The organism is Pseudomonas sp. RL_15y_Pfl2_60, assembly GCF_963970595.1.
GTDB lineage: Bacteria > Pseudomonadota > Gammaproteobacteria > Pseudomonadales > Pseudomonadaceae > Aquipseudomonas.
In genome coordinates, this window is sequence record NZ_CAXAOE010000008.1 from 56725 (window position 1) to 79319 (window position 22595).

At 54.5% G+C, this 22595-nt stretch carries 18 protein-coding genes, 4 tRNA genes and 1 pseudogene; 16 read left to right on the plus strand and 7 right to left on the minus strand.

Annotated features, from left to right (window positions below; genetic code table 11):
• The first annotated feature begins 27 nt into the window (after positions 1-27).
• On the plus strand, positions 28-1770 hold the full coding sequence (locus AACY26_RS20335; protein WP_339516729.1) for an ABC transporter substrate-binding protein: 1743 nt from the start codon (positions 28-30) through the stop codon (positions 1768-1770).
• An 82-nt stretch (positions 1771-1852) separates the two neighbouring features.
• Here AACY26_RS20335 and folD read toward each other — a convergent pair whose 3' ends face one another.
• Positions 1853-2707: a bifunctional methylenetetrahydrofolate dehydrogenase/methenyltetrahydrofolate cyclohydrolase FolD gene (gene folD / locus AACY26_RS20340; RefSeq protein WP_339516730.1), complete on the minus strand. Its 855-nt coding sequence runs from the start codon at positions 2705-2707 to the stop codon at positions 1853-1855.
• Between the two features lie 279 nt (positions 2708-2986).
• Here folD and AACY26_RS20345 point away from each other — a divergent pair.
• The 10 genes and pseudogenes from AACY26_RS20345 to AACY26_RS20390 all read left to right on the plus strand — a co-directional run bounded on the left by AACY26_RS20345 (position 2987) and on the right by AACY26_RS20390 (position 12302).
• A tRNA-Arg gene (locus tag AACY26_RS20345) sits at positions 2987-3063 on the plus strand.
• 30 nt (positions 3064-3093) lie between these two features.
• Positions 3094-3169: transfer RNA gene (locus AACY26_RS20350), tRNA-His, on the plus strand.
• Between the two features lie 59 nt (positions 3170-3228).
• A tRNA-Leu gene (locus AACY26_RS20355) sits at positions 3229-3313 on the plus strand.
• Positions 3314-3825: 512 nt separating this feature from the next.
• Positions 3826-5136 carry a trigger factor gene (gene tig, locus AACY26_RS20360; RefSeq protein ID WP_339516731.1) on the plus strand — a complete coding sequence of 437 codons (1311 nt, stop codon included), beginning with the start codon at positions 3826-3828 and terminating at the stop codon, positions 5134-5136.
• Between the two features lie 92 nt (positions 5137-5228).
• Positions 5229-5870 carry an ATP-dependent Clp endopeptidase proteolytic subunit ClpP gene (clpP, locus tag AACY26_RS20365; RefSeq protein ID WP_339516733.1) on the plus strand — a complete coding sequence of 214 codons (642 nt, stop codon included), beginning with the start codon at positions 5229-5231 and terminating at the stop codon, positions 5868-5870.
• A gap of 105 nt (positions 5871-5975) precedes the next feature.
• Complete coding sequence (gene clpX / locus AACY26_RS20370; RefSeq protein WP_339516734.1) at positions 5976-7259, plus strand: ATP-dependent Clp protease ATP-binding subunit ClpX; 1284 nt, start codon at positions 5976-5978, stop codon at positions 7257-7259.
• Positions 7260-7409: 150 nt separating this feature from the next.
• Entirely contained in the window at positions 7410-9806 is a 2397-nt protein-coding gene (lon, locus tag AACY26_RS20375) for an endopeptidase La (protein ID WP_010490209.1), read from the plus strand.
• A gap of 114 nt (positions 9807-9920) precedes the next feature.
• Positions 9921-10217 (plus strand): annotated as a pseudogene (locus AACY26_RS20380) (HU family DNA-binding protein); the annotation flags it as partial.
• Positions 10218-10268: 51 nt separating this feature from the next.
• A tRNA-Asp gene (locus AACY26_RS20385) sits at positions 10269-10345 on the plus strand.
• Positions 10346-10442: 97 nt separating this feature from the next.
• Positions 10443-12302: a SurA N-terminal domain-containing protein gene (locus tag AACY26_RS20390; RefSeq protein ID WP_339516737.1), complete on the plus strand. Its 1860-nt coding sequence runs from the start codon at positions 10443-10445 to the stop codon at positions 12300-12302.
• A 135-nt stretch (positions 12303-12437) separates the two neighbouring features.
• Here the strand turns inward: AACY26_RS20390 and AACY26_RS20395 are convergent, their stop codons facing one another.
• Positions 12438-13205 carry a DODA-type extradiol aromatic ring-opening family dioxygenase gene (locus AACY26_RS20395; protein ID WP_339516739.1) on the minus strand — a complete coding sequence of 256 codons (768 nt, stop codon included), beginning with the start codon at positions 13203-13205 and terminating at the stop codon, positions 12438-12440.
• A gap of 220 nt (positions 13206-13425) precedes the next feature.
• Between AACY26_RS20395 and AACY26_RS20400 the strand changes: the two genes are divergently transcribed.
• Positions 13426-14076: a thiopurine S-methyltransferase gene (locus tag AACY26_RS20400; RefSeq protein ID WP_339516740.1), complete on the plus strand. Its 651-nt coding sequence runs from the start codon at positions 13426-13428 to the stop codon at positions 14074-14076.
• Positions 14077-14083: 7 nt separating this feature from the next.
• Here the strand turns inward: AACY26_RS20400 and AACY26_RS20405 are convergent, their stop codons facing one another.
• From AACY26_RS20405 to AACY26_RS20420, 4 genes are all read right to left on the minus strand, one after another.
• Entirely contained in the window at positions 14084-14470 is a 387-nt protein-coding gene (locus AACY26_RS20405) for a transcriptional regulator (protein WP_339516742.1), read from the minus strand.
• A 190-nt stretch (positions 14471-14660) separates the two neighbouring features.
• Complete coding sequence (gene htpX, locus AACY26_RS20410; RefSeq protein WP_339516744.1) at positions 14661-15533, minus strand: protease HtpX; 873 nt, start codon at positions 15531-15533, stop codon at positions 14661-14663.
• Between the two features lie 88 nt (positions 15534-15621).
• A complete protein-coding gene (locus tag AACY26_RS20415; RefSeq protein WP_339516746.1) occupies positions 15622-16074 on the minus strand; it encodes a hypothetical protein in 453 nt (150 codons plus the stop codon).
• Positions 16075-16144: 70 nt separating this feature from the next.
• Positions 16145-17356 (minus strand): pyridoxal phosphate-dependent aminotransferase, encoded by a 1212-nt coding sequence (locus tag AACY26_RS20420; RefSeq protein WP_339516748.1) that lies wholly within the window; start codon positions 17354-17356, stop codon positions 16145-16147.
• Between the two features lie 282 nt (positions 17357-17638).
• Here AACY26_RS20420 and AACY26_RS20425 point away from each other — a divergent pair, with 282 nt between their 5' ends.
• Both AACY26_RS20425 and AACY26_RS20430 read left to right on the plus strand, forming a co-directional pair.
• Positions 17639-18124 (plus strand): glutathione peroxidase, encoded by a 486-nt coding sequence (locus AACY26_RS20425; RefSeq protein WP_339516750.1) that lies wholly within the window; start codon positions 17639-17641, stop codon positions 18122-18124.
• Positions 18121-18582: a MarR family winged helix-turn-helix transcriptional regulator gene (locus tag AACY26_RS20430; protein ID WP_339516752.1), complete on the plus strand. Its 462-nt coding sequence runs from the start codon at positions 18121-18123 to the stop codon at positions 18580-18582. Before AACY26_RS20425 ends, AACY26_RS20430 begins: the two co-directional genes overlap by 4 nt.
• Here AACY26_RS20430 and AACY26_RS20435 read toward each other — a convergent pair.
• Positions 18566-20881, minus strand: coding sequence for a hybrid sensor histidine kinase/response regulator (locus tag AACY26_RS20435; protein ID WP_339516754.1), 2316 nt, complete (start codon positions 20879-20881; stop codon positions 18566-18568). The genes AACY26_RS20430 and AACY26_RS20435 overlap by 17 nt on opposite strands.
• Before the next feature lie 315 nt (positions 20882-21196).
• On the opposite strand from AACY26_RS20435, the gene AACY26_RS20440 reads away from it, so the two are divergent.
• Complete coding sequence (locus AACY26_RS20440) at positions 21197-22090, plus strand: ATP-binding protein (RefSeq protein ID WP_339516756.1); 894 nt, start codon at positions 21197-21199, stop codon at positions 22088-22090.
• Positions 22083-22553, plus strand: a complete 471-nt coding sequence (locus tag AACY26_RS20445) for a GAF domain-containing protein (protein ID WP_339516758.1) — start codon at positions 22083-22085, stop codon at positions 22551-22553. Before AACY26_RS20440 ends, AACY26_RS20445 begins: the two co-directional genes overlap by 8 nt.
• Positions 22554-22595: the final 42 nt, after the last annotated feature.

Consider the following 22595-nt stretch of genomic DNA (forward strand, 5'->3'; position numbering starts at 1 on the left):
AGTAAATACCCTGAGATGGAGGTCTCTATGTTCGAAAATAACAACAAAACCCGACATAGCATGGCGCTGGCAGCCTTGCTGGCGTTGTCCGGACTCAGTGGCACGGCATGGGCCGATGCTTACGAGGATGCGGCGAAAAAATGGATGGCAAGCGAGTTCAGTCCCTCGACACTCACACCAGAGCAGCAACTGGTCGAGCTCAAGTGGTTTATCAAGGCGGCAGAGCCATTTCGCGGCATGACCATTAACGTTGCATCCGAAACCATCGCCACCCATGAGTACGAGTCCAAGGTGCTGGCCAAGGCCTTTAGTGAAATCACCGGGATCAAGCTCACTCACGACCTGATGCAAGAGGGCGACGTGGTTGAAAAGCTGCAAACCCAGATGCAATCAGACAAAAACATCTATGACGGCTATATCAACGACTCGGATCTGATCGGCACTCACTTTCGCTACGGAAAAGCTGTGGCGATCAGCGACATGATTGCCAACGAAGGCAAGGATTTCACCTCGCCAACCTTGGATCTGCCAGATTTTATCGGCATATCCTTCACCACCGGGCCCGATGGCAAGCTGTATCAGCTACCCGACCAACAGTTCGCCAACCTTTACTGGTTTCGCGCGGACTGGTTTGAGCGTGCTGACCTGAAAGCCAAGTTCAAGGAAAAGTACGGCTATGAGCTGGGTGTGCCGGTCAATTGGTCGGCCTACGAAGACATCGCCAAGTTCTTCTCTGAAGATGTCAAGGAGATCGACGGCAAGAAAGTCTACGGCCACATGGATTACGGCAAGAAAGATCCATCGCTCGGCTGGCGCTTCACCGATGCCTGGTTCTCCATGGCCGGCGGCGGTGACAAGGGCTTGCCCAATGGCCTGCCGGTCGATGAGTGGGGGATTCGGGTAGACGGTTGCCGTCCGGTGGGTTCGAGCGTTGCCCGTGGCGGCGCCACCAATGCCCCGGCCGCAGTATTCGCCACCCAGAAATACGTCGATTGGCTGCGCCAGTACGCACCGCCAGAGGCGCAGGGCATGACTTTCTCTGAAGCTGGGCCGGTGCCTGCGCAAGGCAATATTGCTCAGCAAATCTTCTGGTACACCGCCTTTACCGCAGACATGACCAAGCCAGGTTTGCCGGTGGTTAATGCCGATGGCACGCCAAAGTGGCGGATGGCACCTTCGCCAAAAGGGCCGTACTGGGAAGAGGGCATGAAGCTCGGTTATCAGGACACTGGCTCATGGACGTTCCTCAAGTCGACGCCTGAGAAGCAGCGTCTTGCCGCTTGGTTGTATGCGCAGTTCGTGACCTCGAAAACCGTGTCGCTAAAGAAAACCCTGGTTGGCCTGACGCCTATTCGTGAGTCGGACATCAACTCGCAGGCCATGACCGACATCGCGCCGAAACTGGGTGGCTTGGTTGAGTTCTATCGCAGCCCGGCTCGTGTGCAGTGGACGCCAACAGGTACCAATGTGCCCGACTATCCGCGTCTGGCGCAGCTCTGGTGGCAGTTTATTGCCGAAGCCGCCAGTGGTGATAAAACCCCGCAAGAGGCTTTGGATGGCTTGGCCGCAGCACAGGACACTATGCTCGGTCGTTTGGAGCGAGCCAATGTATTGGGCGAATGCGGGCCCAAGCTTAACGAGCCGCGTGATCCGCAGTATTGGTTGGATCAACCGGGCGCACCAAAGCCTAAGCTGGCTAACGAGAAGCCCAAGGGCGAGACGGTTAACTATGCTGACCTGTTGAAATCATGGGAACAGGCTCGTAAGTAAGCCAAGGCATGGGTTGATTGAACCTGGTGCAAATAAAAACGGCAGACGCTTAACGTCTGCCGTTTTTATTCAAGCCGCGTGCTTAGTCGTGCAGATGTTCTGCCGCGTGCAAGGTGTTTTCCAGCAAGCCTGCGCGCGTCATCGGGCCAACGCCGCCTGGCACGGGTGTAATCCAGCCTGCGCGAGGCAGGGCGGTTTCGTACACCACATCGCCAATCAACTTGCCGTCTTCCTGGCGATTGATCCCGACATCAATCACGATCGCGCCCGGCTTGACCCATTCGCCCTTGACCAGCCCCGGCTTGCCCGCCGCAACCACCAACAAGTCAGCATCGCCCACGTGGCGTGCCAGGTCTTTGGTGAAACGGTGGGTCACAGTGACGGTGCAACCGGCGAGCAACAGCTCCATGGCCATTGGTCGACCGACAATATTCGAGGCGCCAACGACTACCGCGTGCAAGCCATACAGATCAACGCCAGTGCTTTCGAGCAGGGTCATGATGCCTTTTGGCGTGCATGGGCGCAGCAGCGGCATGCGCTGAGCCAAACGGCCGATGTTGTAAGGGTGGAAACCATCAACGTCTTTATCGGGACGAATACGCTCAAGAATCAAGGATGAGTCCAGATGCTCCGGCAGCGGCAGCTGAACCAGAATCCCGTCGATGGTTGGGTCTTGGTTCAATTGATCAATCAGTGCCGCCAAATCCTCTTGGTGGGTATCGGCTGGCAGATCATAGGCCTGCGATAGGAAGCCTACTTCTTCACAGTCTTTACGTTTATGCGAGACATAAACCTGAGAGGCAGGGTCGCTACCCACCAGGATCACTGCAAGGCCCGGCGCTCGTAGTCCTTGCTGGCGTCGCTCGGCGACAGATTTGGCTATCTGTTGGCGAAGGCTGGCAGCAATCGCTTTACCGTCAATCAGTTGTGCGGTCATTGCGCGTGGTTAACCATTAGAGAGGGTGGAAAAAGGATGCGTATTCTCGCACGGAGCAGGCGTGGGGCAAAGGCGCTAAGCCACGAAATTCGTGTAACTCCTTTATCTCACTGATTTTTTTGATTTTAGTGTTGACGGATATCTAATCCGCCATTAACATTCGCCCCGCTTGTCGAGCACAGCCAGTCGCTGGGTAAGACGGCAAACAAGCAAGCTACTTACCTGGTAAGTGTTTGTGAGAATGCCGAAAGCTTAAAGTCTGCTTTTGCAGATGGATAAGCGCCCGTAGCTCAGCTGGATAGAGCATCCGCCTTCTAAGCGGATGGTCGCAGGTTCGAGTCCTGCCGGGCGTGCCATTTGGCAGCTTTGGCTCAAGTAGTTATATGGTGGGCGTAGCTCAGTTGGTAGAGCACAGGATTGTGACTCCTGTTGTCGTGGGTTCGATCCCCATCGTCCACCCCATATTGCTGAAATAAGAGCCAGGCCTTAGGCCTGGCTCTTATGTTTCACCCCCTTGTTTTGCGGACGTGGTGGAATTGGTAGACACACTGGATTTAGGTTCCAGCGCCGCAAGGTGTGAGAGTTCGAGTCTCTCCGTCCGCACCAATTAAGGTATTGTTTTCAATCAAAAAGCATTTGATTTGAAAGCAAAGTTAAAAGGCAGCCCGTAAAGGCTGCCTTTTTTCGTTTATGGGTGTTTCAGGTTGGCAGTCCGTTTGTATCGGCGGCACTGTGTTGCGCCGGCTAACCAATTGATTTGTATTGTTTTGCTGGGGTGGGCTGTGGTGCGTGGCGAAAAATAGCTTTTTCCCATTGGTCAATACAAAAGGTGTATTATGCGCCCCGGCTGTGCCCTAAAGGCTGACTTGGCGAAACCATGCTGGCGTTTGGGGAACACAAATACGCTGATTAACAAAGCACAACGCCCGTATTTAAAGGCGTTGCTGCGATGGTGGCCAATGCACGAGCCCAAGGCTCTGCGTGCGCACCATCTATTAGTTATCTCCCGTTTGCCGCCTGCATCTAGGGTGACTTCTGTAAATTGACCCTCTAGAATGCATGCCCTTGATCTGGGACTGGAAACAGTCGGCTTAATGTCTGTGCAACGAGGATTATCAATGCAAGTTTCTGTTGAAAACACTTCCGTACTCGAGCGTCGCATGACCGTCGGTGTACCCGTCGAGCGCATCGAGACCGAAGTCAACAAGCGTCTGCAGCAGACTGCTCGTCGCGCTAAGGTCCCTGGCTTCCGTCCAGGCAAAGTACCGATGAGCGTTATTCGTCAGCGCTACGAAGATTCTGCACGCCAGGAAGCTCTGGGTGACCTGATTCAAGCAACCTTCTATGAAGCCGTTGTCGAGCAGAAACTGAACCCGGCTGGTCAGCCCGCTGTAGAGCCTAAGTCGTTCGAAAAGGGCAAGGATCTCGAGTACGTTGCTACTTTCGAAGTGTTCCCTGAGTTCGAAGTAACCGGCCTTGACACTATTGCTGTCGAGCGTCTGGATGCTGAAGTTGTTGATGCTGATGTCGACAACATGCTGGACATCCTGCGCAAGCAGAACACCAGCTTTGAAGCTGTTGATCGCGCCGCTGAAACTGGCGACCAGTTGACTATCGACTTCGTCGGCAAGATCGACGGTGTTGAGTTCGCAGGTGGTTCGGCCAAGGGCACCCAACTGGTTCTCGGTTCTGGCCGTATGATTCCTGGCTTTGAAGACGCCCTGGTTGGCGCCAAGGCTGGCGAAGAGAAAGTCATCAACCCGACTTTCCCTGAAGATTACCAAAACCTTGATCTGGCCGGTAAAACCGCAGAGTTCACCGTAAATGTGACTGCTGTTGCTGCGCCTAAGCTGCCTGAGTTGAATGACGACTTCTTCGCGCTGTTCGGTATCAAGGAAGGCGGCATCGAAGGTTTCCGTGCCGAAGTTCGCAAGAACATGGAGCGCGAGCTGCGCCAAGCCATCAAATCCAAGGTTAAGAACCAGGTGATGGACGGCTTGCTGGCTGCCAACCCGATTGAAGTGCCAAAGGCGCTGCTGTTGAGCGAAGTTGACCGTCTGCGCGTGCAGGCTGTTCAGCAGTTCGGTGGTAACATCAAGCCAGACCAGCTGCCAGCCGAGCTGTTTGAAGAGCAAGCCAAGCGCCGTGTGGTGTTGGGCTTGATCGTTGCCGAGGTGGTCAAGCAGTTCGATTTGAAGCCAGATGACGCTCGCGTTAAAGAGTTGATCACTGAAATGGCTTCTGCTTACCAAGAGCCTGAGCAGGTTATTTCCTGGTACTACAAGAACGATCAGCAGATGAACGAAGTTCGCTCTGTTGTGCTCGAAGAGCAAGTTGTAGATACTGTTTTGCAGAAGGCTAATGTGACCGATAAAAAGGTCTCTTACGAAGAAGCTGTCAAGCCGGTAGAAGCTCCAAAAGCCGACTGATTTCTTTACCTCGTTCGAACACACCATAAGCCAGCCCTCGTGCTGGCTTATGCGTATTTGAAATATGACTATCTAGGGAGCGAGTGCAAGAAATGTCCCGCAATCCTTTCATGCAACAAATGCCTGACATGCAAGCCGCTGGCGGCTTGGTACCTATGGTTGTCGAGCAATCGGCCCGTGGTGAGCGCGCCTACGACATCTATTCACGTTTGCTCAAGGAACGAGTGATCTTCCTGATTGGTCCGGTCGAAGACTATATGGCCAATCTGGTTGCTGCTCAGCTGTTGTTCCTTGAAGCAGAAAACCCGGATAAAGACATTCATCTGTACATCAACTCGCCAGGCGGCTCGGTGACTGCGGGTATGTCGATCTACGACACCATGCAGTTCATCAAGCCTGACGTGTCCACCACCTGTATTGGCCAGGCCTGCAGCATGGGCGCGTTCCTGTTGGCCGGTGGCGCGGCAGGCAAGCGTCATTGCCTGCCAAACTCGCGGATGATGATCCACCAGCCTCTGGGCGGCTTCCAGGGCCAGGCATCGGACATTGACATCCATGCGAAGGAAATCCTTCACATTCGTCATCGTCTCAATACCTTGCTGGCGCATCATACCGGTCAGACGCTCGAAACCATCGAGCGTGATACCGAGCGCGATAACTTCATGAGCGCTGAGCGTGCGGCTGAATATGGCCTGATCGACTCGGTAATGATGAAGCGCGACATGCCTGCCTAAGCAGTTCAGATGAAGGTGGTTGGTCTATCTAACCACCTGTGGACTTGAAAAAGCCCACGTTTGCCTTCATCTTGTGTTTCAAGCCTACCGTATTGGATTGATCGAATGACTGACACCCGCAACGGCGAGGACAACGGCAAGCTGCTTTATTGCTCCTTCTGCGGCAAAAGCCAGCATGAAGTACGTAAATTGATTGCTGGTCCTTCCGTCTTTATCTGCGACGAGTGCGTCGACCTGTGCAACGACATCATCCGCGAGGAGGTGCAAGAAGCCCAGGCCGAAAGTACTGCGCACAAATTACCTGCGCCCAAAGAAATTAGCGCCATCCTTGACCAGTATGTGATCGGTCAGGAGCGCGCGAAAAAGGTTTTGGCGGTAGCGGTGTACAACCACTACAAACGTCTTAACCAGCGCGACAAGAAAAGTGACGATGTTGAACTGGGTAAAAGCAATATATTGCTGATCGGTCCAACCGGCTCGGGTAAAACCCTGCTGGCTGAAACCCTGGCGCGTTTGCTCAATGTTCCGTTCACCATTGCTGACGCCACCACCCTGACCGAAGCTGGTTATGTGGGTGAAGACGTCGAGAACATCATTCAGAAGCTGTTGCAGAAGTGCGACTACGATGTGGAAAAGGCCCAGATGGGCATTGTCTACATCGACGAAATCGACAAGATTTCGCGCAAGTCTGACAACCCGTCAATTACCCGCGACGTGTCGGGTGAGGGCGTTCAGCAGGCGCTGCTGAAACTGATTGAGGGCACCGTTGCCTCGGTTCCACCGCAAGGTGGCCGCAAGCATCCACAGCAAGAGTTCCTGCAGGTTGATACCCGCAGCATTCTGTTTATCTGTGGTGGCGCTTTCTCCGGTTTGGAAAAAGTGATTCAGGGTCGCTCCGAGAAGGGCGGTATCGGTTTCAATGCACAGGTTCGCAGTAAAGACCTGGGCAAAAAAATCGGTGAGTCGCTGCGCAATGTCGAACCTGATGATTTGGTCAAGTTTGGTTTGATTCCTGAGTTCGTTGGCCGCTTGCCGGTTATCGCAACGCTGGACGAGCTGGATGAAGCTGCATTGATGCAGATTCTGACTGAGCCAAAGAATGCGCTGACCAAGCAATACGCCAAGCTGTTCGAGTTGGAAGGTGTGGATCTGGAGTTCCGTCCAGACGCGTTGAAGTCGGTCGCGCAAAAGGCGCTGGAACGTAAAACCGGTGCTCGTGGTTTGCGCTCCATTCTAGAGGGCATCCTGCTCGACACCATGTATGAGATTCCGTCTCAGACCGATGTCAGCAAGGTCGTCATCGACGAAAGCGTCATTGATGGCTCTTCGCAGCCGCTGTTGATCTACGAAAACAGTGAGCCGCCAGCCAAAGCAGCACCAGACGCATAGTTCGTCTGTTACATCCTGAATGCAAAAGGGCCTGCGGGCCCTTTTTGTTTTTCAGTCGTAGCGCTTGTTTTTTCTTGAGGGTAGCCCCATCTTAGTGTTAAGGGTTATTCCCATCGTTTACGGCCGTATGGTCGCTGTAGAGCCGAAATCATGAAGACAACCATCGAATTGCCTCTCCTGCCGCTGCGCGATGTCGTGGTCTATCCGCACATGGTCATCCCGCTGTTTGTAGGGCGTGAAAAATCCATAGAAGCACTCGAAGCCGCGATGTCGGGCGAAAAGCAGATCCTGCTGGTCGCACAAAAGAATCCGGCTGACGATGATCCAAATGAAGAAGGCCTCTACCGAGTTGGCACCGTTGCCACAGTGTTGCAGCTGCTCAAGCTGCCTGACGGTACCGTTAAGGTGCTGGTTGAGGGCGAGCAGCGCGGTGAAATCGAGCAGTTTATCGAAGCCGATGGCTACTTCCGCTCGGAAGTCCAGCTGCTTGACGAAGCTGAGGTCGCCGAGCGTGAGTCTGAGGTCTTCACCCGTAGCTTGTTGAGCCAGTTTGAACAGTATGTGCAGTTGGGCAAGAAGGTCCCGGCTGAAGTGCTGTCATCGCTCAATAGCATCGATGAGCCGAGCCGCCTGGTCGATACCATGGCCGCGCACATGGCGCTGAAGATCGAACAAAAGCAGGAAATCCTCGAAATTACCGACCTGTCTGCGCGTGTTGAGCACGTGCTGGCGTTGCTCGATGCCGAAGTTGACCTGCTCCAGGTTGAAAAGCGTATCCGTGGGCGGGTCAAGAAGCAGATGGAGCGCAGCCAGCGCGAGTACTACTTGAATGAGCAGATGAAGGCCATTCAAAAAGAGCTGGGCGATATCGATGAAGGTCATAATGAGATCGATGAGCTGAAAAAGCGCATCGAAACATCGGGTATGAGTAAAGACGCTCATGCCAAAGCCACCAGTGAGTTGAATAAGCTCAAGCAGATGTCGCCGATGTCAGCTGAAGCCACTGTGGTGCGTTCCTACATCGAATGGCTGACCAATGTGCCGTGGAAGGCGCAGAGCAAGGTTCGCCTTGATCTGGCGCGTGCCGAGACGATTCTCGACGCCGATCACTACGGCCTTGAGGAGGTCAAGGACCGCATCCTCGAATATCTCGCCGTGCAAAAGCGGGTGAAGAAGCTCAAGGGGCCTGTGCTGTGCCTGGTTGGGCCTCCTGGCGTGGGTAAGACCTCGCTGGCAGAGTCAATTGCAACCGCAACCAACCGTAAATTTGTGCGGATGGCCTTGGGTGGTGTGCGTGATGAAGCGGAAATTCGCGGTCACCGGCGTACTTACATCGGCTCAATGCCGGGCAGATTGATACAAAAGATGACCAAGGTTGCGGTGCGCAACCCGCTCTTTTTGCTCGATGAAATCGACAAAATGGGTCAGGACATGCGTGGCGATCCTGCCTCGGCATTGCTGGAAGTGCTCGACCCTGAGCAAAACCACAACTTTAACGATCATTATCTTGAGGTCGACTACGACCTTTCAGATGTGATGTTCCTCTGTACTGCCAACTCAATGAATATTCCGGGTCCGTTGCTGGACCGTATGGAAGTGATTCGCCTGCCTGGCTATACCGAAGATGAGAAGATCAACATCGCCATCAAATACCTGGCGCCCAAACAAACTCAGGCCAATGGCGTGAAGAAGGGCGAGCTGGAGTTTGAGGTCGATGCGATTCGCGACATCGTCCGTTACTACACCCGTGAAGCCGGTGTGCGCAGCCTTGAGCGGCAGATTGCCAAGGTTTGCCGTAAAGCGGTCAAAGATCACGCCAAGGAAAAGCGTTTCAAGGTTCTGGTAACCGCTGAAAACCTCGAAGATTTCCTTGGTGTGCGCAAACATCGCTACGGTTTGGCTGAGCAACAGGATCAAATTGGCCAAGTTACCGGTCTTGCCTGGACACAAGTTGGTGGTGAATTACTGACCATTGAAGCCGCCGTTGTGCCGGGCAAAGGCCAGTTGATCAAAACCGGTTCGCTGGGTGATGTGATGCTCGAATCCATCACCGCCGCACAGACTGTTGTACGCAGTCGGGCGAAAAGTTTGGGCGTGCCTCTGGACTTCTATGAGAAGCGCGACATCCATATCCATATGCCGGAGGGGGCAACGCCGAAAGACGGCCCTAGCGCGGGCGTGGGGATGTGTACGGCATTGGTTTCGGCGCTGACTGAGATTCCTGTGCGCGCAGACGTCGCGATGACGGGTGAAATCACGTTGCGCGGTCAGGTTTTGGCCATCGGTGGCCTCAAGGAAAAGCTGCTTGCAGCACACCGTGGCGGTATCAAAACCGTGATAATCCCGGAAGAAAATGTGCGTGATTTGAAGGAGATTCCGGAGAACATTAAACAAGACCTGCAGATTAAACCGGTTAAATGGATTGACGAGGTCCTGCAAATTGCGCTGCAATACGCCCCGGAGCCCTTAGCTGATGCGGCTCCAGAGTTAGTTGCAAAGGATGAAACTCGCGAGTCTGATTCCAAGGAGCGAATCAGCACGCATTAGCCGGAAGGGTTCCTTGACACCATTTTAGAGCCCTTGTTATAAAGCGGCTCTAATTGGGGTTGATGAGCCCTCCAGCACTCGCTTCACGTACACTAAAAAACGAAGAAATATTCTCAACAGAAATTAAGGGGACTTAGAGTGAACAAGTCGGAACTGATCGATGCTATCGCAGCATCTGCTGATATCCCAAAAGCTGTTGCTGGCCGCGCGCTAGATGCAGTAATTGAATCTGTAACTGGTGCTCTGAAGGCTGGTGATTCTGTTGTATTGGTAGGTTTTGGTACTTTCGCAGTTAAAGAGCGTGCAGCTCGCACTGGCCGCAACCCACAGACTGGCAACCCAATCAGCATCGCGGCAGCCAAGATCCCAGGTTTCAAAGCTGGTAAAGCACTGAAAGACGCTGTTAACTAAGCGCCTTTCGGGCATTGCCCATCAGGTCAGCTTCATCGCTGATCTGACAGCGGAGCGGTAGTTCAGTCGGTTAGAATACCGGCCTGTCACGCCGGGGGTCGCGGGTTCGAGTCCCGTCCGCTCCGCCAGTTACGAGAAGGCGCATCCTCGGATGCGCCTTTCTTCTATCCGGAACTTACCCACACTGCGCGGCTGATTTATCTATACAGTCGTTCTGGGGGATGCATGCTTCAGAATATTAGGGACAATTCACAAGGTTGGATTGCCAAGACTATTATCGGTCTTATCGTTGCGCTGCTCGCTTTGACGGGTGTCGACGCGATCTTTACCAGCACCAGTAATAGTCAGAATGCCGCCGAGGTTAATGGCGAAAAAATCACACAAAGCGAGCTTGGCCAGGCTGTGGAAATGCAGCGTCGCCAGCTTGTTCAGCAGTTGGGCAGAAATTTTGATCCTGCACTGCTTGATGAAAAGCTATTGCGTGATGCTTCGCTCAAGGGCCTGATTGAACGTAGCCTGTTGCTGCAAGGCGCGACTGAAGCCAAGTTCGGTTTTTCCGAAGCTGCGCTGGACCAGGTCATCCTGATGACGCCTGAGTTCAGTGTTGACGGCAAGTTTAACGCTGAACGTTTTGACCAGGTGATTCGTCAACTGGGCTACACACGTATGCAATTCCGCCAGATGCTCAGGCAGGAAATGCTCATCGGCCAACTGCGTGCAGGTTTGGCTGCCAGCAGCTTTGTAACTGACGAAGAAGTGCAGGCATTTGCTGCGCTGGAAAAGCAGACCCGTGACTTTGCAACTCAGACAATCAAGGCTGACCCAGCTCCGGTGACGGTCAGTGATGATGACGTCAAAGCCTATTATGATGCGCAAAGCAGCCAGTTCATGAGCCCTGAGCAAGTTGTAGTTCAGTATGTTGAGCTGAAGAAGGACGCGTTCTTCGATCAGGTCAAGGTTGCTGACAAAGACTTGCAGGATGCCTACAAAGCCGAAATCGCCAACCTCACCGAACAACGTGACGCTGCGCATATCCTGATCGAAGTCAATGACAAGGTCAGCGATGACCAGGCCAAAGCCAAGATCGAGGAAATCCAGAAGCGCCTGCAAAACGGTGAAGATTTCGCGGCATTGGCTAAAGAACTGTCGCAAGACCCGGGTTCTGCCAATAACGGCGGTGACCTAGGCTACGCTGGCCCTGGCGTTTACGACCCCGAGTTTGAAAAGGCGCTGTATGCGCTGGACAAGGACCAGGTGTCTGCGCCCGTGCGCAGCAGCTTCGGTTGGCACTTGATCAAGCTGCTCGGCGTGCAGGCGCCACAAGTACCTAGCTTCGATAGCTTGAAAGAAAAACTGGTTAACGACCTCAAGGAACAAAAAGTTGAAAAACGTTTTGTCGAGGTGTCCAAGCAGCTTGAAGACTCTGCATTCGAAGCATCTGATCTGGCCCAGCCAGCCCAAGAGCTTGGCCTGAAAGTTGAAACCAGCAAGCCATTCGGCCGCGAAGGCGGAGAGGGCATCACAGCTAACCGTAAGGTGGTTGAAGCGGCCTACAGCGATGATGTGCTTGAAGGTGGTAGCAACAGTGCGGTGATTGAGCTTGATCCAAGCACTGCAGTAGTGATTCACGTTAAGCAACACCTCAAGCCTGAGCAGTTGAAGCTTGAAGAGGTCGCTGACAGCATCCGCGAGCATCTGACGACTGTACGTGCCAGTGAAGCTGCAAAAGCCGCTGGCGAGAAGCAGATTGCTCAGCTCGCTGCGGGTGATTCCTCCAGCGGTAATGAACAATGGGCTGTCACCGAAGCTGCGGCGCGTGCCCAGGAAGGTGTCGATCCTACCGTCCTGCAAGCGCTGTTTCGCATGCCTAAGCCAGCTGATGGAAAGCCGACATACACTGGCGTGAGCTTGGCCAGTGGTGATTTTGTGGTGATTCGTCTCGATGGTGTGAGCAAGCAAGAGCAGGCCCTGACTGACGAAGAGAAAACCACTTACCGTCGTGTCCTGGCATCGCGTATTGGCCAGCAAGACTTTGCGGCTTACCGCAAACAGCTTGAAGCCAAAGCGGACATTGAGCGTTACTGATTTGTCCGTATTATAAAAAAGGCCGCTTAGCGGCCTTTTTTATTGTCTGTGTTCAACCTGGTTTTGGGCTTGGATTCGGCCTGTCGCCAGCTCGATCTCTAGGCAGCAGTCGCTCGCCCAGCATTAACTGCAGCGCTAATCAAAGCGATAAATATCCATGCCCAAGGCGCCAAGGGTGAAGCCTGTGTGCGCAACGCTGAATGCTGTGCCTGCACCGTAGGCAAAAAATAGTGGCAGCAGATGTTCATCTGTTGGATGGTTGCGCGCTGCATGGGGAGCATGCTGTCGATAATCGAGCAGAGCGTTTTGTGCGTTATCGGTCAGGGCTTGTACAACCCAATCACGAAACGCCTGAGCCCAAGGCTGCGCAGCGTCATGAGTCGCTTGCCAGTCGAGTTCGCGCAGGTTGTGGGTGATGCTACCCGAGCCAATCAGCAAATAACCTTCGCCGCGCAGCTGGGTTAATGCCTGGCCGATCCTGTACTGCATTGCAGGGCCGTGTGCGCTCGGCAGGGATACCTGGACCACCGGGATAGTCGCTTGCGCATACATCAGTGAAAGGGGTACCCAGGTACCGTGGTCAAAAGGACGGTTGGCATCAAGGGTGGCGGGCAGGCCTTGGTCATTCAATAACTGCGCAACCCTGCTGGCGAGCCCAGGGTCACCGGGAGCGGGGTAATTGACTTGATAGAGTGCAGGCGGGAAGCCGCTAAAGTCATGCCAGGTGCTGGGGTGGGCTGCGCTGCTGACCTGCAACGACTGGGTTTCCCAGTGCGCTGACATCACGATTATGCCTTTAGGTGTATCGAGGTTTGCTGCCAGTGCTCGCAGCGCAGGGCCGCTAGCGCCTGGCTCAAGTGCGAGCATGGGTGAGCCGTGGGAGATATAGAGGCTGGGGAGCATGATTTATCCTGATAAATATGCGGCTGATACCGAATAGAACAACGCTTGCATGGAATAGTATTTGATCAAGTGTGCCGGGTATCAAATACTAAAAATCGGATCAATTTATCGATAAACTTGATGTGATCTTGCTCCGGCTATAGGGCTCCGGGCTGCAATAGTAATCTCCCGTGCTTTGGGGGAAGATGGTATTCAACGGAATGATTAGGTGAGGCAATCAATGCAGGCGGATTTTTGGCAGGCTCGTTGGGAAAACAATGAAATTGGTTTCCATGCGAAACAGATCAATAGCTACTTGCAGGCCAATTGGTCTGCGCTCGGTTTACAGGCGGGGGATCAGGTATTTGTGCCTTTGTGTGGCAAAAGCCTGGATTTAACCTGGCTGGCTGCGCAAGGTCTGCGTGTGACCGGTGTGGAGTTGTCGCAGATTGCCGTGGAGGCTTTTTTTGCAGAGCAGCAACTTGAACCCAGCATCACTGAGGAAGGCGTATTCAAGGTCTATCGCGCAGGTTCGATCGAGATCTACTGCGGCGATTTCTTTGAGTTCGATTCGAGCTTGGTGGCAGGCTGCAAGGGCTTTTATGACCGTGCCGCGCTCATTGCCTTGCCGGCGGAGATGCGCGCTCGCTATGTACAACACATGCGCGCAATCTTGCCGATTGGTTGCCAGGGTATTTTGGTCACGCTGATTTATGATCAAGCGAAGATGGACGGGCCGCCATTCTCGGTGGCTGACGAGGAAGTCGAACACCTGTACAGCAGCGGCTGGCAATGTCGGCACCTGCGTACCGAGGATGCATTCAACCGACGCTTTGCCGATCGCGGTCTTGAGTCGCTTGAAGAGTCGGTGTACCAGCTACGCCGCTGCTGAGCGCCCGTTAGGTTGCCTTGAGCGCGATCTTGTCAAAGATTTCCGGTGTGAGCGCCGCAAGCCCTTCGCGATCGAGTACTTCGCGGGGGTGTTGCTCGCCGGGGAAGCTGCTGTCGATCATGTTCAATAGTTGCAAGCCGCGATCTGTGAGGACAAAGTTCTCGCCGTTGCCGCCCTCGGCCTCTGGCCGTGGCGCGATAAAGTCGGCCTTGAGCAGCAGCGCCTCATAGTCGCAAGCCTGCGCCTTGAGTTCGTCCTCATCAACATGGCCAGCGCCTGCACGTTGCTCCTCTTCTGCGAGTTGCACCGCGTACTTGCGTGGATTGAAGCGCTCATTGGCTGAGCTCTGGACATGTTGCAGCAAGCGTTCAATAAGGTCCCAGTTGTACTTCATGGTCGTACTCCTGCTTTTTGACTATAGGGGCAAACGGCTGCACAAAGTGCTGTGCCTTATTAGTGTCGACCTTGTTGTGCCGCTGACGTTCAGCTGCAAGGATCAGCGGCTGCACTGGGCAAGCCGTCAGCCCCACGCAGAAGCAATAAAAAAGGCGACCCTAGGGTCGCCTTGGTTTGCGTTCGGCTGTTTAGCCGCGCTGACGCAGCGCCTCAATGCGCACCTCAAGCGGTGGATGGCTCATCAGCAGGCCAGCCAAGCCGTTTTTCAGGCTGCCATTGATGCCGAAGGCGGCGAGGGTGCTTGGCATCTCGACCGGCACGCCTTGCTCGGAGCGTAGGCGTTGCAGCGCGGCAATCATGGCGTTGGTGCCGGCCAGCTTGGCGCCGGCTTCGTCCGCCCTGAACTCACGCTGACGTGAGAACCACATGACGATGATGCTGGCGAGAATCCCCAGTACCAACTCGGCAAAAAGGGTGGCCACGAAATAACCGATGCCTGGGCCGTTTTCGTTCTTGAGGATTGCCTTGTCGACGAAATTGCCGAAGATTCGCGCAAAGAACATCACGAAGGTGTTTACCACGCCCTGGATCAAGGCCAGTGTCACCATGTCGCCATTGGCAACGTGACCAATCTCATGGGCCAGCACGGCTTTGACTTCATCGGGCGAGAAGCGCTCAAGCAAGCCTTGGCTGACGGCAACCAGTGCGTCGTTCTTGTTCCAGCCGGTGGCGAATGCGTTGGACTCATAGGCCGGGAATATGCCGACTTCAGGCATTTTGATGCCCGCTTCGCGTGATAGCTCTTCAACCGTTTGCAGTAGCCACTGTTCGTGGCGGGTGCGCGGTTGGCTGATGATTTGTGTGCCTGTGCCCATCTTCGCCATCCACTTGGACAGGAACAGCGAAATAATTGAGCCGGCGAAACCGAATACCGCACAGAAAGCCAACAAGCTACCGTAGTTTTGACCGGTATAGCGATCGACTCCCAGGATTTTCAAGGTGATGCTGGCGATCAACAACACTGCCATGTTGGTGGCCAGAAATAAGAAAATGCGTTTCATGGTTTGAAACTACTCCTCGAGGGATAGGTATTCACGGTATGCAGGCTATATAAGGCCGCAAGCGCCAGTCTTCAACCGGGCGACTATTTCAAGCTGTTTCGTTATCAATGCCCAGGTTGCTAACAAACAATAGTCGGGCCAGGCGGGCAAGCTGTTCGCTGTTCTGTTGACTGATGGCCTGGCGCAGCTGGAATGCCAAGGTTGCATGGACCCGACGCACGCTTGGCGGAAGGTCTGGGTCATTGCTGACAACATGGGGGATGCTGCGCGAGAGGCGTAAAAAACCCTTTTCAGTGAGTACCGCCTGGTCGAGTGCGTCATAGGCAATGCTGGACTCAAAGCGAATATAACCTTCCTCAGCCAGCCAAAGTTGCGTGCCGAGGCAGCTTTGATGACGCTTGCTTGGCAAACCGAACTCATCGGGCTCCTCGCGACCAATCAGGTCTTCAATATACAGGCCGATCTTGCGCGGAAAGGCCTGATAAAGCATGAGCAAGCCGGCCGCTGCGTCTTTATAGAAGTCGTCGATTTGCAGGTCCATAAATCTCGGCGCCACTTATTGTCGAAAGCTGCAGGTTTGCAGCACCGGTCAAGCCGGCGCTGCACGTCTGTTATTGACTGTAACCCTTGAGGAAGCTGCCAATGCGGCCGATGGCTTGCTCAAGGTCGTCCACTCGCGGCAAGGTCACGACCCTGAAGTGGTCGGTCCACGGCCAGTTGAATGCGGTGCCTTGGACGATCAGCAGCTTTTCCGAGAGCAGCAGGTCGAGAACGAATTTTTCATCGTTATGGATTGGGCAGATCTTAGGGTCGATCTTGGGGAAAGCATAGAGCGCGCCCATCGGTTTTACGCAACTGACCCCCGGAATGTCGTTGAGTAGTTCCCAAGTGCGGTTGCGTTGTTCGAGCAGTCGGCCTTGGGGCAGGACCAGGTCGTTAATACTCTGGTAACCGCCAAGTGCGGTTTGAATCGCATGCTGGCTGGGCACGTTGGCGCACAGGCGCATGTTAGCCAGGATATCAATGCCTTCGATGTAGCTTTGCGCGCGATGCTTGGGCCCTGAGATAGCCACCCAGCCAGAACGGAAGCCGGCGACGCGATAGGACTTGGACAGACCGTTAAATGTCAGGCACAGCACATCTGGCGCCAGTGAGGCCGTGCAGATATGTTGTGCGCCGTCGTAGAGGATCTTGTCGTAGATTTCGTCCGAGAACAGTACCAGGTTGTGCTGGCGAGCCAGTTCGACAATATCCAGCAAGACTTCCTTGGAGTAGACCGCACCCGTCGGGTTATTCGGGTTGATCAGCACCAGCGCCTTGGTATTGGGTGTTATTTTCGCGCGAATGTCAGCAACGTCAGGAAACCAGCCCGCCTGTTCATCACACAGGTAATGCACGGGCTTGCCGCCGGAAAGTGCCACAGATGCCGTCCAGAGCGGGTAGTCGGGGGCTGGAATCAGCACCTCGTCACCATTGTTGAGCAATGCTTGCATGGCCATGACGATCAACTCGGAAACGCCATTGCCCAGGTAGATGTCTTCGATGCCGATGCCTTCGACGTTCATCTGCTGGTAATACTGCATCACGGCTTTGCGCGCGCTGAACAAGCCTTTGGAGTCGCTGTAGCCTTGTGCTGTAGGCAGGTTGCGAATGACGTCTTGGAGGATCTCTTCAGGCGCTTCAAAGCCGAACGGTGCAGGGTTACCGATATTCAGTTTAAGAATGCGGTGGCCTTCTTCTTCAAGGCGCTTGGCATGCTTGAGCACTGGACCACGAATGTCGTAGCAGACGTTGGCGAGCTTGTTCGATTTGCTGACCTGCATGTGAAGTGATCCCAAGTAAGTAACTAATCCCACGGGCACCGTTGGCGTGAGAGGGCTAGTGATAAGCCGCACCGAGCAACAGGGCTGGAATGATACGTTGCAGCATGGGTTAGGCAAAGTGACTTGGCAGGCTTTTTTCGCCAAGGCGTTAGCAATGCGTGGGAGGTTTCTTGTCTCAGGCAGTGGCGCTCATTGATCTGTATCACCTTGGCTTATTTAGATTGTGTGCAATTTAATTGCGAGCTATCTTTTGCATTAAATCAGCGACCAGGAATTGTTACCGTGGCCAACTCATTGCTAGATATCCCGTGCACCACAATCAGTGGAGAGCAAAAGACCCTTGCCGATTTTGCAGGCAAGGCGGTTTTGGTGGTCAATACCGCCAGCAAGTGCGGGTTCACCCCGCAATACAAGGGGCTTGAGGCCCTGTGGCAAACCTACAAAGACCAGGGTTTGGTGATCCTGGGCTTCCCCTGCAATCAGTTCGGCAAGCAGGAGCCGGGCGATGAGAGTGATATCTCGCAGTTCTGCGAGCTTAATTTTGGTGTGAGCTTTCCGCTGTTCAAAAAAATCGATGTCAACGGCAGCGATGCCCATCCATTGTTTGTCGAACTCAAGCAGCGCGCGCCAGGTTTGCTCGGTAGCAAAGGCATCAAGTGGAATTTCACCAAGTTCTTGCTCAGCGCCGATGGCAACCAGGTTAAGCGTTTCGCACCTACGACCAAGCCTGAAGAACTCACTAACGAGATTGAAGCGTTACTCAAATGAAGCCTGAGTTGTCGCTACAGCTTGATGATCAGCTGTGTTTCAAGCTCTATGCAGCGTCGCGGGCAGTGGTGCGGGCGTACAAGCCCATGCTCGATGAACTGGGCCTGACGTATCCGCAATACCTGGTGATGTTGGTGTTGTGGGAGTGGCATCAATCTGCGCCCGAGCAAGCCACGGTAAAGGCGCTGGGAGCCCGATTGATGCTTGATTCCGGCACCTTGACGCCACTGCTTAAGCGTCTTGAGCAACAAGGCTTGCTGCTTCGTCAGCGCTCAGTCAGTGATGAACGCGCTGTCAACCTGCAACTGAGCAATCAGGGTGTGCAGTTGCGTGAGCGGGTCATACCGCTCAAGGCGCAGTTGATTTGCGAGTCTGGTGCGGACCTGAACGAACTGGACGAATTGCGCACCCAGGTTGGCGGGCTGCTTGAGCGCATCGCGCCTATGCTCGGTTATTGAGTGCGGTTTCGAGGACGTTGATCAGTTCTTCACGGGTGAATGGCTTGGCCAGGTAATTGCTCATTCCTGCGGCTGTGCAGCGTTGGCGTTCGTCACTGAGGGCGTTGGCGGTCAGTGCAATGATTGGCAGGTTGGCGTATTGACCGCTCTGGCGAATGCGTCGGCTGGCTTCGTAGCCATCCATGATGGGCATGTTGCAGTCCATCAGGATTAGGTCGATGGCATGCTCGCTGAGTTGCTTGAGCGCATGCTCGCCATCATTGGCGATGATCACCTTGTAACCCAGTTTGATGAGCATGCCTTTGGCCACAAGCTGGTTGACCGGATTGTCTTCAACCAGCAATACACAGGCTTTGTAGTCAATCTCAGTACCGCTTGCAGGTCTGTTTTTCAACTCCAGCGGGCGTGTGCTGAAGTGGCGCTCCAGGGCGTGATACAGGGCTTTGCGTGGCATTGGACGGGCCAATTGCTCAAGCGGTGCGAGCGACTTTGCCTGTTCCGGCGCGAGGAAGCTGCCATAGGCTGTAACCAGCAAGATGGGCGCCTGGCAGTTCAGGCGCGTGCTGTACAGGCATTCAGGGCAGTCGCTGATGACGACATCGGCTGTATAGCCAAGCAGGCTGGCATCGGTGTCCAGGCGCTGATACTCAAGCCCCCAGTGCGGTACTAGTGTCTTGAGCATTTCGTGCAGGCCGGAACTGACCGAGGTGAGGGCGATGACCTTGCCCTTGAGCGGCTCCCAAACCGGGGCAGGGGCGCAGCCTGTGAGCGGGAAATAGGCCGTGAACTCTGATCCAAAGCCTATCTTTGATTGCAGGCTGAGCGTGCCTTGCATTATTTCGCACAAATGGCGGCTCAATGCCAAACCAAGACCTGTGCCGCCGTATTGGCGCGTGATGCCTGCATCGGCTTGGGTAAAAGGCTCAAAGATCCGTTCGTAGGCGTCTTCAGTGATACCGATTCCGGTATCGCGCACGGAAAACTCGATTCCTGCAACAGCCGGTCGAATACGCACATCAACCCGGCCGAAGCGAGTGAACTTCAAGGCATTTGAGATCAGGTTGCTGATGATCTGGCCGACTCGTGTCGGGTCGCCAAGTACCTCGGCCGGTAGCTCGGGATCGATCAGGCAGGTCAATTCAACGCCGGGGCTGGCGTTCTGTGAGAGCAGGCTGGCGGTGTCTTCAACCAGCGCACAGAGATCAAAGGCGATGTGCTCAAGCTGCAACTGGCCTGACTCAAACTTGGACAGGTCGAGAATGTCATTGAGTAGGTCGACCAGCACTTTTCCCGAGTGATGGGCAATGCTCAGTTGTTGCTGTTGTTCACTGTTGGACGGGTTGTCGAGCGCCAGCGAGAGCATGCCAAGCAGTCCATTCAAAGGCGTGCGTATTTCATGGCTCATGTTGGCCAGAAAGGTGGCGCGGCTCTGCGCAGTCTGTAGCGCTTGTTGTTGGGCGTGCTCGAGTTCGTGATTTGATTTGAGCAGGCGGTCATTGGTTGCTTTCAGCTCTGTGGTGCGCTGGGCAACTGCAGTTTCAAGTTCGAGCAGGGATTGGTTGAGGCGTTGCTCGGCATTTTTCCGTTGCTTGATTTCATCATCGATATTGAGCAATTGCTGGTTGGCAACGCCGACCAATGTGCCGATTTCATCATGTTCGTGACCTGGCGGGCAGGGCAGCAAGGCTGCATTGGGTTTGTCCAGGGTGCGTGAGCTCAGGGCCCTGACCACTTGGATCAAGGGTTTGGTCAGCATGAAATAAAACATGACCAGCAAAATCAGCGAGAGCAATAGGGTGCGTGCAAATCCGCTGGCGATGGTTAGCATCGAGCGCCGCAGGAAATTGCTGCCAAAGGCATAGGTGTCGACTTCAATCCGCAGCGCTCCGAGGTTCTCCTCCGGGGCTCGGTCGATTAACAGCACTCTTTCAAATTGGCGACGTGCCCCAAACAATGAGTCGCTGATAAATCGGTATTGGCTATCGCTGGCTGGACGCGATGCGTGGGCCATGAGGTTGTGGTCGGCAGAGATGATGCTCGCCTGGATCACGGCGGGTGAGCGTAGCAAGCCAACCACCAGCTCTTGCGCTAATTCAGCATCGAGATTGTAAGCAATACGTGCTGCCGGGTTGTAGCTGGTGTCGAGCAACGCCTGGATTTCACGGTCGATCGAGGCGTCTTCGCTGAGGTAGTCGAATCCAACCTGAATGCAGCAGAGCACGGTGCCAAGAACAAATGCAACCAACACCGTCAGGCTGGCCTGCTTATACGAGAGACGGTGGGTTAGCGATATTTCCATGGGTGCTAGCGGGCCTGTTGGTTTCAGCGGGCAAGCATAGCTGATGTTGGTGTCGGGCTGGCAGCTTGATTTTATTTACTGTCGACGCTGTACCGCAGTGGTCTATATCCCAGCTTTACGCTTTGGAAATGACCTGCCCGGCGGGTAGACTGCTTGACCCGGTCGCATCATTGGGAGCTTGTGCCAAAAACCGCTGGTCAAGGCGGTATAACAGGCGTGCGCAGTCGTTTGCAGGCTGTCCCTTAACTGATTGCGAAACAAATACCATCTGGAGGATGGCGATGATCTTGATCGCCACGCCTGGGAGTGTGAGTTGTGGATTCGCGGATAATTGATTTTGTACAGCGTGCCGAAGGGGTTCTGGCGCGCCTGGAGCCGCTTTTGCCTGCTGAACCAGTGACGATCGACTGGCAACAGTGCCTGGCGGCGCGTTGGCAGCGGGAAGGGCGTGGCGGCTTCTTGCAGCCATTGAAGGTCAGCTTGGACCTTGACCTGACGGATTTGATTGGCGTTGATACCCAGCGTGAGCAACTGTCGCGCAATACCGCACAGTTTGTCCGCGGCTTACCGGCCAATCACGCGCTGTTGTGGGGCGCAAGAGGGACTGGCAAGTCTTCTTTGATTCGCGCATTGCTGGCTGCTCATGCGGGCAGCGGCTTGCGTCTGATAGAGATCGAGCGTGATTACCTGGCTGATCTGCCGCGAATCGTCGAGCTGTTGGCCGGGCTCAAGCAGCGTTTTATTTTGTTCTGTGATGACCTGTCGTTCGACACAGGCGAGGGTGACTACCGCATTCTCAAGAGTGTGCTCGATGGTTCGTTGGAGCGGGCGCCGGATAACGTCTTGCTCTATGCAACATCCAATCGTCGTCACTTGGTGCCGGAGAAGGAAAGCGATAACCAGAATTACAAGATGGTTGACGGCGAGTTGCACCCAAGTGAAGCGGTAGAAGACAAGATTGCCTTGTCGGATCGGTTTGGCTTGTGGATCTCGTTCTACCCATTTACCCAGGATCACTTCCTCAATGTAGTGCGTCACTGGGTAAAGATGCAGGCATCGGCAGCAAGTTTGAACTGGACTTGGGATGAGGCCCTGGAAAAGGCCGCAATTCGCTGGGCAACAGGGCGGGGTAATCGTAACGGTCGCTGTGCTTATCAATTCGCCCGCTATTGGGTCGGGCTACAACTTTTAGAGGGTGCAGATGTTTGAGTTAGAAGGTGCTGAGGAATACCCGCTGTTGGTCGCTCAGTTGGGGTCCTTGTTGGCGGATGAGCGTGACTTTATTGCCAATGCCGCACAGTTTTCTGCTTTTCTGTTCCAGCAAATGCCCGCGCTGAACTGGGCTGGTTTTTACCTGGCGCGTGACAATGAACTGGTGCTCGGGCCGTTTCAGGGCAAGGTTGCTTGCGTGCGCATCCCGTTTGGCCGTGGTGTCTGCGGGGCTGCAGCGCAAAGCCTGCAAACCCAGCGAGTGGAGGATGTTCATGCATTTGCCGGGCATATCGCTTGCGACAGCGCATCCAACAGCGAGTTGGTGGTGCCGTTGCTCAAGTCGGGCCGACTGATTGGCGTGCTTGATCTGGACAGCCCGCAAGTGGGGCGCTTCACAGCCGAAGATCAGGCGGGTGTCGAGCAAATGGTCGATGTGTTTCTGCGGCTGACCGATTGCTGAGCACAGGTTTCGCGCAAACATAAAGCCCGCTGCAGTGCGGGC

What these genes read in the sequence shown, in the direction of transcription:
- AACY26_RS20445 (WP_339516758.1), top strand. Translation starts at nt 22,083, where the DNA reads ATGTTTGAGTTAGAAGGTGCTGAGGAATACCCGCTGTTGGTCGCTCAG.
- clpX (WP_339516734.1), top strand. Translation starts at nt 5,976, where the DNA reads ATGACTGACACCCGCAACGGCGAGGACAACGGCAAGCTGCTTTATTGC.
- folD (WP_339516730.1), bottom strand. Translation starts at nt 2,707, where the DNA reads ATGACCGCACAACTGATTGACGGTAAAGCGATTGCTGCCAGCCTTCGC.
- clpP (WP_339516733.1), top strand. Translation starts at nt 5,229, where the DNA reads ATGTCCCGCAATCCTTTCATGCAACAAATGCCTGACATGCAAGCCGCT.
- lon (WP_010490209.1), top strand. Translation starts at nt 7,410, where the DNA reads ATGAAGACAACCATCGAATTGCCTCTCCTGCCGCTGCGCGATGTCGTG.
- tig (WP_339516731.1), top strand. Translation starts at nt 3,826, where the DNA reads ATGCAAGTTTCTGTTGAAAACACTTCCGTACTCGAGCGTCGCATGACC.
- AACY26_RS20430 (WP_339516752.1), top strand. Translation starts at nt 18,121, where the DNA reads ATGAAGCCTGAGTTGTCGCTACAGCTTGATGATCAGCTGTGTTTCAAG.
- AACY26_RS20395 (WP_339516739.1), bottom strand. Translation starts at nt 13,205, where the DNA reads ATGCTCCCCAGCCTCTATATCTCCCACGGCTCACCCATGCTCGCACTT.
- AACY26_RS20420 (WP_339516748.1), bottom strand. Translation starts at nt 17,356, where the DNA reads ATGCAGGTCAGCAAATCGAACAAGCTCGCCAACGTCTGCTACGACATT.
- AACY26_RS20400 (WP_339516740.1), top strand. Translation starts at nt 13,426, where the DNA reads ATGCAGGCGGATTTTTGGCAGGCTCGTTGGGAAAACAATGAAATTGGT.
- AACY26_RS20415 (WP_339516746.1), bottom strand. Translation starts at nt 16,074, where the DNA reads ATGGACCTGCAAATCGACGACTTCTATAAAGACGCAGCGGCCGGCTTG.
- htpX (WP_339516744.1), bottom strand. Translation starts at nt 15,533, where the DNA reads ATGAAACGCATTTTCTTATTTCTGGCCACCAACATGGCAGTGTTGTTG.
- AACY26_RS20435 (WP_339516754.1), bottom strand. Translation starts at nt 20,881, where the DNA reads ATGGAAATATCGCTAACCCACCGTCTCTCGTATAAGCAGGCCAGCCTG.
- AACY26_RS20335 (WP_339516729.1), top strand. Translation starts at nt 28, where the DNA reads ATGTTCGAAAATAACAACAAAACCCGACATAGCATGGCGCTGGCAGCC.
- AACY26_RS20390 (WP_339516737.1), top strand. Translation starts at nt 10,443, where the DNA reads ATGCTTCAGAATATTAGGGACAATTCACAAGGTTGGATTGCCAAGACT.
- AACY26_RS20405 (WP_339516742.1), bottom strand. Translation starts at nt 14,470, where the DNA reads ATGAAGTACAACTGGGACCTTATTGAACGCTTGCTGCAACATGTCCAG.